Source organism: Desulfogranum mediterraneum DSM 13871 (assembly GCF_000429965.1).
GTDB lineage: Bacteria > Desulfobacterota > Desulfobulbia > Desulfobulbales > Desulfobulbaceae > Desulfogranum > Desulfogranum mediterraneum.
Genome location: NZ_AUCW01000019.1, coordinates 116,624 through 126,993 on the forward strand (window position 1 = coordinate 116,624; position 10,370 = coordinate 126,993).

A 10,370-nucleotide genomic window follows, 5' to 3' on the forward strand; every position below is an offset into this window, starting at 1 on the left:
AGCTTTTCTGCTTTCTTTTTCCTATTAAGGAGGATACCCCGTGGCTGAAATCAAGAAGATCCTGGTCCCCCTGGCCTTTTCCACCTTTTCCCAGGGCATCATCGAATATGCAGCCTCCCTGGCCAAGGCCACCGGGGCAGAGCTGATCCTGCTCCATGTGATCAACGAGCGCGATCTGGAGACCGTGCAGACCATCACCTCCTTCGGTTACCAGGTGGATGAGGAGCACTATATCCAGGAGATTGAACAGGAACGGATCTCGCAACTCGAAGAGATGATCAAGGATCTGGACTTTCCCGAGGATCGGATCCGCTTTGTCTTCAAGGTGGGGCGTCCGGCCAAGACCATCTTGAAACAGGTCGTGGAAGAAGAGGCGGACATGATCGTGATGGGGTTGAAGGCCAAGTCGGAGTTGATGCATGCCCTCACCGGCTCGGTGGCGGAAAAGATCTTCCGCCGCTCTCCCGTGCCCGTGGTCTCCCATCGGGGCGAACGGATAGCCGCAAAGCTGCGCAAACGGATCCATCCCGAGCGCCCCTGAGCGCTCGGGAGCTGCAGTAATCGACCGGCTGGTTACAGGGGATCCTCCCCGGTAACCAGCCGGGCCTCCCTCCAAGACCAGCAGCGATCCCCTCCCCCCCCCTGGCTGCCGTGAGCAGCTGCTGCATTTTCTCCTTTTCAAACCGGCAATGTAATAGTACATTAGCAGGAACCATCATCTTCAGAGGTGTCCTGCCATGCCCCCACAGATCCCGCTTACCCCCAGACAAGAGGCCCTGCTCGACTATCTCCGCCAGCAGATCAACCAGCACAGCCAGGCCCCCAGCCTGCGCCAGGCTGCCCAGGATCTGGCCATCAGCCACACGGCCGTGGCCAGCATGCTCCAGACCCTCCAGGAAAAAGGGTACCTTCAACGGGCCGGCCGCTACAGCCGGACCATCACCCTGCTGCCGGCGGCCGGCAAGCGCGCCCCGGGCCGGGGGAGAGAGGTGCCCATCATCGGCCGGGTGGCCGCGGGCCTGCCCCTCTATGCCCAGCAGGAGTGGGCCGGCTCCATCCTGGTGGATCCTGAAATCTATCGCAGCGCCAACCTCTTTGCCCTCCGGATCAGCGGAGATTCCATGAAGGATATCGGTATACTGGATGGGGACCTGGCCATCTGCGAGCCCCGCCAGTTTGCCGAAAACGGCGAGGTCGTGGTCGCCCTGATCGACCAGGAAGAGGCCACGGTCAAACGCTTCTTCTATCACGGCGACCATATCGAACTGGTCCCGGAAAACAGCAGTTTTCAACCGTTCTGTTACGGCCTGGGCGAGGTCCTGATCCAGGGCAAGGTGGTCGGCATCCACCGCGGCCCCGAGCAGATGGCTGCCCTCTAAGCCATGAAATTCCGGTAAAGCACCATGCCTCCTGCGCTGCGCATCGGCACCTCCGGCTACTCCTATCCCGAATGGGTCGATGCCGGGGTCTATCCACCCAAGACCGTTTCTGCCGCCATGCTGGGGCTCTACAGCCGGATGTTCCCCGTGGTGGAGCTCAACTACTCCTGGTATCAGATGATCCGGGCCGAGGCTGTGGAGCGGATGATGGCCCGGGTGCCGCCGGCCTTCTCCTTTGCCGCCAAGCTCACCCGCACCATGACCCATGAGATCGGCCCGGACTGGCAGCAACAGGCCCGGCTCTATGCCCAGGGCATCCGGCCCCTGCAGCAGGCCGGCCACCTCTTGGCGATCCTGGCCCAGTTCCCGCCCGGATTCCGGCGCACCCCGGCCAATCGCCGCTACCTGGCCCTGCTCCTGGATCTCCTCGCAATTCAGGCCGGCCTGCCCCTGGTGGTGGAGTTTCGTCACCGTTCCTGGGCCCATGACCGGGTCTTTCAGGGGCTTTCGGAGCGGGGCATCACCCTGGCATGCGTCGATACCCCGCCCCTGGCCGAGCTCTTCCCCTGCCTGGAGGTGGTCACCAACCCCAAGCTCTGCTACTTCCGCCTCCATGGCCGCAACAGCGCGGGCTGGCGGAGCGGCACCATGCAGCAGCAGTTCAACTACTCCTATACCCGGGAAGAACTCGCCACCTTCAGGGACCGCCTCCTCCTCCCCATGACTGCCAAGGCCTCACAGGGTGTGGTCTTCTTCAACAACCACGTGGCCGGCCAGGCCGTGGCCAACGCCCGGACCCTGACCGAGCTGCTGCCCTGAAACCCTCTGTTCGGTTCCGCTGATCTTAAGGGTGCCCTGAAGAGCGTGGCTGTACCCTCCTGTACGGAAAATGTACAGCCTGGCTTTACATTTTCCGTACATTGAGCTAAGCTTGGTTCATGGAACGAAGCGTCATACATCTCAACATTGCCGATTTCAGCGTGGCCGTGGAGCGGCTCCTGGATTCCAGCCTGCGAAGCCAGCCCCTGATCATTGCCCAGCCTGCGGCCCGATCCGTGGTCTACGACATGAGTGAGGAGGCCTATCAGGACGGGGTCCGCAAGGGGATGATGCTGGGTCAGGCCAGACGCCGCTGCCGCCGGGCCGCCATCCTGCCGCCCCGGCCGGAGAAGTACTGCCAGCTGCTTGGCCATTGCCTGGGCCATGCCCGCCGCTTCTCGCCCCTGGTGGAACCGGCCGCCGGCCAGGGGCACCTCTACCTGGACGTCACCGGTACCCATCGGCTCTTTGGCCCGCCTCCGGATATCGGCTGGCGGCTGCGCAAGACCCTGCAGGCCGAGCTGGGCCTGGACCCGATCTGGTCCCTGGCCCCCAACAAGCTGATCGCCAAGGTCGCCAGCCGCCTGGTCAAGCCGGTGGGCGAATATATCGTGGCCAGCGGTGAGGAGGAGGCCTTCCTGGCCCCCCTGCCCCTGGAGCTGATCCCCGGCCTCAATGGCTTGGATCTGGAGCGGCTGGCCCAGCTGCAGATCAGGCGGGTCAACCAGGCCACCCCGCTGTCGGTCTCAGAACTGGCGGTGCTCTGCGGCAAGCGGGCCCGGCCCGTCTTTCAGGCCATCCGGGGCATCGACCACCAGCCCGTGACCAGCGCCAGCAGAGATCGGCTCCAGCGGCTGGAACACTGCTTTACCCCGGACACCAATCAGGAGGCCTTGGTCCGGGCCGCCGTGGCCGAGCTGGCCGCCCAGCTAGGCTTTCAGCTGCGCCGCCGGCGTCAGGGCTGCCGCAAGCTCAGCCTCAGCCTCCTCTACAGCGACGGGGTGGAGTGCATCCGCCAGGCTGCCTGCCGCCAGCCGCTCAGCGATGACCCGCCCCTGGAGGAGCTGGCCCTGACCGCCCTCTACCGGGCCTGGCACCGGCGGGTGCGGCTCAGGCGGCTGCAACTCTCCTGGACCGGTCATCACACCCCGGGCAGACAACTCTCCCTGCTCTCGCTCTCTCCTCAGACCCGGCCGGAGCGCGGAGCAAGCCTGCCGCTCCAGGGACTAAGCCAGTCCCGCTCCGCCGCCCCCCAGGCAGCAGCGCCAACACCAATACCAGCATCAACACCGAGGATGGTGCCCCCGGAGCGCAGCCGCAAGCTCAGCCAGGCCTGCGACCTCATCCAAGAGCGCTACGGCCCTGAGCTGCTCCGCCGGGGCAGCCGCTTTCAGGCCATCCAGCCAGGCCAGGGAGCCAACAGCCCCAAAACCCAGGAAGCCCGGACATGAACAGATCCACCTCCTCCCGGCCGCCCCTGGCCCTGGGCCTCCACTCCCACTTCTCCCTGATGGAGGCCACCCCAGATCCAGCATCACTCTGCCAGCGGGTCAGGGAGCTGGGCTACCAGCGGCTGGCGGTCTGTGACGTCAACAACCTCTACGGGCTCTGGCCGCTGCTGGCCAGCTGCCAAGCGGAGGGGCTCACACCCCTGATCGGAGCCGAGCTCCGCTGGCCCCTGGCCGGCCAGGACAGAGAGCCCTCGGCCCAGGAGCGTTGCTTCTGCCTGGTCAAGGATACCCTGGGCTTCAGTAACCTCTGCCAGCTGCTCTCTGCCCGCCACTGCGAGCCACAATTCAAGGCACCAGAAGCCCTGGGCCGCTTCCACCAGGGGCTGATCATCCTCAGCCGCTCCACCAGCCTGCTCCAGCACCTGGCCGAGCTGGGTGCCGATGCAGGTGCTGCCCTCTTGAGCAGCCAGGAGCCCCTTTGCCGCACGCTCTTTCAGCAGGCCAAAAAACTTGGCCTGCCCGGAGTGCCGCTGCTGGACAGCTTTTTTCTCTCCCCCCAGGACCACTTTCTCCATCAGCTGCTCCGGGCCATGGCCAGCAACAGCTCCCTCTCCCGCCTGGACCAGAGGGTCTGCGCCCCGGCCCGGGCCTATCTGCCCGGGCCGGCTGAGCTCGTTCACCGTTTTCAGCTCTGGCCCCACTGCCTCAAAGAGCTCGAGCGGATCAGCGAGCGCTGCAGCTTCACAGGCCCCTCCCAGGAGTTGATCATGCCGCCCTGGCCCCTGGAGGCGGGGCTGAATGGGCCGCAGCAACAGCAAGACCCCCAGGCAGCTGACCAGGAGCTGGCCCGCCAGGCCCGGGAGGGCGCCAGATACCGCTACGGCACGCCCCTGCCCCAGGCCGTGACCAGGCGGCTGGCCCATGAGCTGGGTATCATCGCCCAGATGAACTTTTCCTCCTACTTCCTGGTGGTGCGGGAGATCGTCGGCCCAGTGGCCCGCACCTGCGGCCGCGGCTCCGGAGCGGCCTCCCTGGTCAGCTACTGCCTGGGGATCACCAATGTCTGCCCCATCAAGCACTCCCTCTACTTTGAGCGCTTCCTCAATCCGGGCCGCAAGGACCCGCCGGATATCGATGTGGACTTTTCCTGGGACGAGCGGGACGCCATCTTAAACAAGCTCCTGGAACGTTTCGGCGCCCAGGCGGCCATGGTCTGCAACCAGGTGCGGCTCCAGCCCAGGATGGTGATCCGGGAGGTGGCCAAGGTCTGGGGCCTGCCAGGGGGCGAGATCAGCCGGCTGAGCAAACGGCTGCCCTGGCTCTGGCAGCTCAATGAGCAGGAGGATCTGCTCAGCCGGCTCAAAAACCTGCCCCAGCTGCGCGGGGTGGAGCTGCATGAACCCTGGCCCCGGATCCTGCAGCTGGCCCAAAGGCTGAGCAGCACTCCCAGCCACCTCTCGGTCCACCCCGGCGGGGTGATCATCACCCCCAAGCCGGTGGCCAGCTACGTTCCGGTGGAGCGGGCTGCCAAGGGGGTACCCATCATCCAGTGGGATAAGGATGGTGCCGAAGAGGCGGGCCTGGTCAAGATCGACCTCTTGGGCAACCGCAGCCTGGGAGTGATCCGCGACACCGTGGAGCAGGTCAGAAAAGAGCAGCCCTTTCAGGAACAGGGCTGGCAGCCCGAGGATGACCCCGCCACCCAGGCGACCATTGCCCAGGGCCGGACCATGGGCTGCTTCTATATCGAGAGCCCGGCAACCCGCCTGTTGCAGCGCAAGGCCCGCACCGGCGACTTTGATCACCTGGTGATCCATTCCTCCATCATCCGGCCGGCAGCCAACACCTTTATCCGGGAATACCTGCGCCGGCTCCATGGCGGCGACTGGCAGCCGCTCCATCCCCTGGTGGGCAGGGTCCTGGATGAGAGCTACGGCATCATGGTCTACCAGGAGGACGTCTCCCGGGTGGCGGTCCAGTTCGGCTTCAGCCATGTGGAGGCCGACGGCTTGCGCAAGATCATGTCCAAAAAGGATCGGCAGCGAAAGCTCAAGGACTTTGAACAGCGTTTCCTGAGTATGGCTGAAGCCCGCCAGGTGCCGACCCGGGTCAGCCGGCAGATCTGGGAGATGATGATGAGCTTTGAGGGCTACTCCTTCTGCAAACCCCACTCCGCCTCCTATGCCCAGGTCTCCTTCCAGGCCGCCTTTCTCAAGACCCACTTCCCGGCCCAGTTCATGGCAGCGGTGATCTCAAACCAGGGCGGCTTCTACTCCACCTTTGCCTACCTCTCCGAGGCCCGTCGCCTGGGCCTGACCATCCTGCCTCCTGATGTGGCTGAGAGCGAAATTCACTGGCGCGGCCAGGGAGACTCGCTGCGGGTGGGGTTGATGGCCATCCGGGGCTTGAGCCTGGAGACAGCTGAAACCATCGTCAGGGAACGCCAGCTCCGTCCCTTTAAGAACATGGCTGATTTCCTGGAGCGGATCCGGCCCCACCAGGACCAGGGGCTGGCCCTGATCCACTGCGGCGCCCTGGATCGCCTTAATCCGGAGCAGGAGGGAAAGAACCGGGGCGTACTCTGCTGGCTGCTGGCCCACTGGCTGCAGACCAGCCGCTCCAAGGCCCCCCTGCTCTTTGCCCCCACGGTCAAGCCGCCTCCCCTGCCCCCGGAGGATCTCCGGGAGCGACTCCGCCGGGAGTACCGGGTGCTGGGCTTTCTCTGCTCCTGCCATCCCATCAGCCTCTACCAGGAGACCAGGCGCCGACTCAGCACCATCCTGGCCAGGGATCTTAGCCGTCACCGGCCCCGGACCGGTCAGCCACCAAGACAGATACGGTTCTTAGGCTGGCTGATCACCGCCAAGGTGGTCACCACCAGGAAGGGACAGCCCATGGAGTTTGTCAGCTTTGAGGATGAGACCGGCCAGGTGGAGTGTACCTTTTTTCCCAGGACCTACCAGCGCTACTGTCACCTCCTGGATGGTCATGGCCCTCTGCTGCTGGAAGGCACCGTGGATGAGGAATTTGGGGTCTGTACCCTGACCGTGGAGCGTCTGGCAGACCGGCGCAACAGTTTCCAACTCCAGTCTGCCGGCCTGCCCCTGGATACTTTCTCGCAAGAGCCTTAGATAGAGCAGCCTCACCAGGCTCTTCCCGGAGGTCTTTGTAGTGAAGCAGCTGTACCTGTTGCAGGTGTGCCTGGAGTTCTGGGATGGTTGACCCTGCCAGCTGGGTGGTCTGATCTTTGTCCCCTTTACCACGGCGAATATAGATAAGGGTATCTTGTTTAATGAGATTTTTCGATCAAGGTCAAGGCGAAAGATCAAATTTTAGTGGATGCATATGGTTGATATTCATAGACTAAATTTCTCGATCGCAACGCTGAGATTGGAAGAAAAAGTATTTTTTCAAGGTGGCCTGAACTACCGGCCAAGCTTGGATGGAGGGCTCATCGCTGAGCTGTGAAGTGAAGGCATCCAGTTGTTCTTGCCAGTTGAACCGTTGAACCGTGCCGCATCAAGCCGCTGCTGAAAGAATTTACGAACCCACATCAGCTAGAACTTCTCTTTGCCAGCGGCGACCATCTGGCTTTTCAGCAAAAAATCCCCAAACTCTTCACCATGAAAATGGTTGTTTTCCTTTGTCGTATTAGCCTGATCCGATAAAAAGACCTGCTTATACGAACTACGCATATTGGGAACAGAGCAGTCAAAAGCGAACCAAATTTGGCAGAAAAGACGGAGGCAACATAAAAAAATATCCCAATATGCGGCCGCCGAAAATGATCTTAAAAAATATCTAATAATTCAACTGTATCAAAAACTGTTTTCACTTGTCATGGATAAACAATTTAGATATAGACAGAGATCTAAACAAACTTTCGTGTAATTTTAGCACATTAGGGATGACTGGAATCAGGAGGGTCTTGCCTGAGGCCGTTGCGATTTAAGCACTTTATTTAAACGGCAGCCGTTAGCAGCCCTGTCCAGATATCCAAGAAATTCAAAAAGGCCGTCAAAAGCGAAGTTCGTAGATTAAACGATGGCGTCCCGCTGCGCGCGACGCCATCGGTCAGAGCTGAGCGGGAACCGCTCGAACGCTTCGCTGGAGGCTCCTTAAAAAGCAACAATTGATAAAAGGGCCAACTCTGACTTACAAGATGCCTGCTTGCTGATTCGCAGGCCTCCATCAAACCGCTCGAGCGGAAATCCAACTGACGTCAGAAGACTTTTCAAGTCTCCTGCCCCCAGCTGGATTCCGCTCAGCTCTGACCGTTGTGTGTATAAATGAAAATGATACTTGAGCTTATAGAGTCTGGGAGATCTGGTTGGTTCTCTGGAAAAGGTTTTAAAGCAGCTAGACATAAAAATCACGAAGAGGCTATCGAATTCTTTAAGCTAGCTCTAAAACACTCAACTTCTGAATATGACCCAGTTCTATATGATTCAATGGCTTTCTCATACTACAACCTTGGAAATTTAAGTGAAGCATTTGTATGCGCAGAAAGAAGCATAAAAGAATATTTAGAATTAAAAGATCCAGAAAAGGAAAATCCAGATACAGATAGAAGAATTGGGGCATTGCAAGAACTTGTAATCAGAATAAAATCTAAAAATACTCACACAACCAAACGCTAAACACGGACAACCTTAAGCTGGCGGCATTGGAACGAATCGGCAAAAGAAATTCCTTAGAAGATTCAGCGACCACCATCTTAACGTCGGTTTCCGGTTAGCTACACGTTATGCAAAAAAAGGAATATCATCATGAGTTGTGCTGAAAGCATATCTTTCTTTACTGCAGTAATAGCTGTTTGTGCACTTGGCTGGCAAATATATCAGAGTAACAAACAGTCAAAAATGCAAACCTTCATGACTTATACCCAGAGGTATCAGGACATACTAATAAATCTACCCGTTGGAGTTGAATCTATAGAATTCAAATTTCCGGTAGAAAAAGAAGAAAAAGAACTAATTCTTAGATGGTTAAGGGCATATTTCGACCTATGTTCTGAAGAATATTTTTTGAACAAAAATGGTTTAATCCAAAATGAAGCATGGAATCTCTGGGAAGGTGGGATGAAAGATTCATTAAAAAAGCCTGCTTTCAAAGAGGCCTGGGAAGAATTACAATCAAACCAATATTACCACAAAGAATTTGCAGGTTATATAAAAAAAATTATAGGAAATAATGCATAATCGGGTAGCCGGGGGAATCTCTCCCCCAGCCCCCACACCACCTAGCATGCGGGTCCGCACTAGGCGGTTCCCATGAGCTACCGAGCCGTAGCCGGGTAATGGATGTTTACCCATAGATCTTTGATAGAAAGCAAACCTTGACCCTTGAGCCATTGATTGGTCATACCTGAGTGGGTGGCCAGGGTGCGGGATAATCTCCATGGGCCTTTCCGGCTCAGACCAACAGAGATAGCAGCATGCAGGTAGGTTCCGAGCTTGGTCAGCTCGCGAACCTTGGTGCGACAGTAACTCCACTGCTTCCAGTAGCACATGCGCACCCTGCGGCGTAACCAGTGATCGAGTTCGGGTACGGGACGATACAGCTCTGATATCCCGAAATACCCCATCCAGCCACGCAGATACTCTGCCAACTTGAACAGTCGAAAGTCCATGGAGACGCCCCAGCTCCGTCCGGTCAGCTCCTTAATGCGTTGCTTGAAGCGCACGAGGACTTTGTCCGACCAGCGTATCTTGGCGCCCCTAAAGGCAAAACCGAGGAAGGTGATCTCGTTGCTGTGAGCCACCTTGCTCTTCTCCTGATTGACTTCGAGCTTGAGCCTCTTTTCCAGGAACCGGCTGATACCGGCCATCACCCGCTCGCCCGCCCGACGACTTTTTACCAAGATGACGAAGTCATCGGCATAGCGGACGAAGCGGTGGCCTCGTCCCTCCAGCTCCTTGTCCAGCTCATCCAGGAGGATGTTACTGAGCAGTGGCGAGAGCGGACCACCTTGGGGAACCCCCTTACGGGTCTCGTGAAGGCGGCCGCCTATCACCACTCCTGCTCGCAGGTAGGTGCCGATCAGCTTCAAGACACGCTTGTCGCGTACCTTGCTGCTGACCCGGGCCATGAGCACATCGTGCTCCACCGTGTCGAAAAACTTGGCCAAGTCCGCATCGACAGCCACGCGGTACCCCTCGCGGATGTAATGTCGGACCTGGTACACGGCATCGTGGGGCGAGAGCCCCTTACGGAAACCAAAGCTTGCCGCCGAAAAACCAGGGTCAAATATCGGCACCAGGACCTGAGCAATGGCCTGTTGAATCAAACGGTCAAGGACAGCAGGAATCCCCAGGGGGCGAGTGCCCCCTGTTGCCTTCGGGATCTCTACCCGTTTGACCGGTAACGGTTTATAACTGCCTGCAAAGATAGATGAACAGATTTTCTTCCAGTGTACCCAAGCATAGGCCATAAAGTCGTCAATGGGCATGTCATCCACACCCGCCGCTCCACGGTTGGCCTTGACCTGTTTCCAAGCCTCGCTCAGGTTGGCCCGGGAAAGAATCCGCTCCAACAGGTATTCATCGGGATCAGGCTTGCCGTCAACGCGCCGACCAACTGCTCCCCCGGTCGGGTTCATCGCACTGGTCGAGCATGACGGGCCTTTTCCCTTCTCTGGGTTCGGTCCTTCGTCCGCTGGCGGCGAACTACTATGACCTCTGCTGACTCCTGCACGGGAACCAGACATGTTACCATGTAT

8 protein-coding genes are annotated in these 10,370 nt (G+C 59.0%); 7 read left to right on the plus strand and 1 reads right to left on the minus strand.

The window, feature by feature from the left end:
- The first annotated feature begins 40 nt into the window (after positions 1 to 40).
- The 7 genes from G494_RS0110570 to G494_RS22875 all read left to right on the plus strand — a co-directional run bounded on the left by G494_RS0110570 (position 41) and on the right by G494_RS22875 (position 8,850).
- A complete protein-coding gene (locus G494_RS0110570; RefSeq protein WP_028584526.1) occupies positions 41 to 541 on the plus strand; it encodes a universal stress protein in 501 nt (166 codons plus the stop codon).
- Positions 542 to 737: 196 nt separating this feature from the next.
- Positions 738 to 1,379, plus strand: a complete 642-nt coding sequence (gene lexA / locus G494_RS0110575; RefSeq protein ID WP_028584527.1) for a transcriptional repressor LexA — start codon at positions 738 to 740, stop codon at positions 1,377 to 1,379.
- Positions 1,380 to 1,403: 24 nt separating this feature from the next.
- Complete coding sequence (locus G494_RS0110580) at positions 1,404 to 2,198, plus strand: DUF72 domain-containing protein (RefSeq protein WP_028584528.1); 795 nt, start codon at positions 1,404 to 1,406, stop codon at positions 2,196 to 2,198.
- Positions 2,199 to 2,317: 119 nt separating this feature from the next.
- Complete coding sequence (locus G494_RS0110585; protein ID WP_028584529.1) at positions 2,318 to 3,649, plus strand: DNA polymerase Y family protein; 1,332 nt, start codon at positions 2,318 to 2,320, stop codon at positions 3,647 to 3,649.
- Entirely contained in the window at positions 3,646 to 6,780 is a 3,135-nt protein-coding gene (locus tag G494_RS22870) for a DNA polymerase III subunit alpha (RefSeq protein WP_084456668.1), read from the plus strand. Before G494_RS0110585 ends, G494_RS22870 begins: the two co-directional genes overlap by 4 nt.
- 1,158 nt (positions 6,781 to 7,938) lie before the next feature.
- Positions 7,939 to 8,289 carry a tetratricopeptide repeat protein gene (locus G494_RS26725; RefSeq protein ID WP_153305836.1) on the plus strand — a complete coding sequence of 117 codons (351 nt, stop codon included), beginning with the start codon at positions 7,939 to 7,941 and terminating at the stop codon, positions 8,287 to 8,289.
- Positions 8,290 to 8,418: 129 nt separating this feature from the next.
- Positions 8,419 to 8,850 (plus strand): lipase chaperone, encoded by a 432-nt coding sequence (locus G494_RS22875; protein WP_051305594.1) that lies wholly within the window; start codon positions 8,419 to 8,421, stop codon positions 8,848 to 8,850.
- A 77-nt stretch (positions 8,851 to 8,927) separates the two neighbouring features.
- Here G494_RS22875 and ltrA read toward each other — a convergent pair whose 3' ends face one another.
- Positions 8,928 to 10,250: a group II intron reverse transcriptase/maturase gene (gene ltrA / locus G494_RS0110600; RefSeq protein WP_028584530.1), complete on the minus strand. Its 1,323-nt coding sequence runs from the start codon at positions 10,248 to 10,250 to the stop codon at positions 8,928 to 8,930.
- Positions 10,251 to 10,370: the final 120 nt, after the last annotated feature.